Origin of the sequence: Flectobacillus roseus, from assembly GCF_030056595.1 — a bacterium.
Lineage (GTDB): Bacteria > Bacteroidota > Bacteroidia > Cytophagales > Spirosomataceae > Flectobacillus > Flectobacillus roseus.
Genome location: NZ_JASHIF010000042.1, coordinates 1 through 1,569, shown reverse-complemented (window position 1 = coordinate 1,569; position 1,569 = coordinate 1). Strand labels below are relative to the sequence as shown.

Annotated in this window: 3 protein-coding genes; all 3 read left to right on the top strand. The window is 40.0% G+C overall.

Annotation, left to right across the window (positions count from 1 at the left end):
* The first annotated feature begins 140 nt into the window (after nt 1–140).
* Nucleotides 141–605, top strand: a complete 465-nt coding sequence (locus QM524_RS25855) for a hypothetical protein (RefSeq protein WP_283346897.1) — start codon at nt 141–143, stop codon at nt 603–605.
* Between the two features lie 2 nt (nt 606–607).
* On the top strand, nt 608–886 hold the full coding sequence (locus QM524_RS25850) for a hypothetical protein (RefSeq protein ID WP_283346896.1): 279 nt from the start codon (nt 608–610) through the stop codon (nt 884–886).
* A gap of 156 nt (nt 887–1,042) precedes the next feature.
* Nucleotides 1,043–1,569 (top strand): hypothetical protein (locus tag QM524_RS25845; RefSeq protein ID WP_283346895.1); only part of this gene is annotated, 527 nt, incomplete at its 3' end.

The window sequence follows — 1,569 nt, the reverse complement described above, 5'->3', positions numbered from 1 at the left end:
TTTCCCAACAAAATGAATTTGGCTTACAGGATACTTCTACCGAACGAAAATCTAAGTTTCAAAGAGGACAATGGCTACTTTATCGCCACCGACGAAAGTGGGAACGAATATCTTCTGTTACAAGACCAAATAATTGACTTATGAAAAAATTTGGATTCTACTTTTTTACCTTTTGTATCCTAGTGATTGCTATTGGTTTAGGTTCGTTGTTGGGTGTCTATGTCTTTTTGAAGCTTATCAGCAAGAATGTCACTAAAAAAGACCTTGAGGATAGAGAAAATCAAATCATTCAAGAAGCTCAAAAAAAAAAGAACAATCAGATCTCGAATCAAGTCCTTGGAGATTGTTCCCCTACATCCACCACAACTAAGCTAGATGAAGTTTTGGAGGTAGCTCGCAAAATTAGAGCCAATGAATATGACCAAATTGGAATGCAAAGAGCCATTCTTAGGGAATTCAGAACACCCTGTAATAGACGATTTAGAATCAATTATTTAGGCTATTTCTGGATTCCCCCTGAATATCATGACGACTGGCAGGATGTTGATATTGTAGAACAATCCGATTTCAACATTCATCAATTTATTAGGAACCTATACAAATAATCGTGTCACGCAAAGACCTAGTTTATCTTTCAACATTAGCTAAGGAACATAATCTGCATTTAAGGTCCTACATGGATTTAATGGCGGTTTATGGGGACTACCTATTGCATGAATATCAACTAGACTTGAACGATTATAAAGGAAAATGTCTCCCTGCATGGGTCGTACACCTCTGTAGAGAACTTAATCCCTCAGATTTTGAAATCAACTCAATGAAGGACGAAGGGAAGTTCTACGAATGGCTTGAATGGATTAGTACTATCAAAAATCGGAAGTACTAGAGCTAATATCAACGCACTACAGCCAATTACACCGTATTCGAGCGTATTCCAGCGTATTTGAGCGAAAACTAACGTCAGGATTTATGCGAGTCCTACAACCTTTGTAACCTAAAGCAACCACGAATTCACTCTCATTTTAAATTAATACATAGCAAAATGGCTTTAACATTCAACAAAAAGCACCCTTCGACAGACATTAAAGAAGGTGAGCTAATCTTCTCAGCAACCGATGCAAATGATGCTGGGATAAATTATCAAGTCGCTGGCTTGAAAGTGGCAAACATCACGGATCCTGTTGCCATCGTTTTCGACCCACGTCCGAGCTTGAACCCCTCTAAAAAGTGGTTTTTCAAGACTAAGGAGTATCTCGTACAATTAGGAGCATCAGCCGAGATTGCTGGCAAGTTTGCCGACGCATCAGAAGTCGGTGCACTTGACAACACAGTAGTAGCTAATATTTTTGGTTCATCTACCGTGCTTTTCACAAGCGCAAATGCAACCGCATTAGGCGAAACAACTATCACTTCAGTTACGAAAATTACAGACACCTCAGGAGGCTCATCTGATTCAGGTTCAGGCTCTGGAAGTGGTTCAGGCTCTAGCAATAATCCTGGCACTGCTAACGCTTCTACGGATGCAGCAACCAAAACTATCCTTGGTATGGCTTGGTATTGGGCAGCAGG

Excerpts from the sequence above, each read along its gene's own strand:
- QM524_RS25855 (WP_283346897.1), top strand. The coding sequence starts at position 141 with ATGAAAAAATTTGGATTCTACTTTTTTACCTTTTGTATCCTAGTGATT.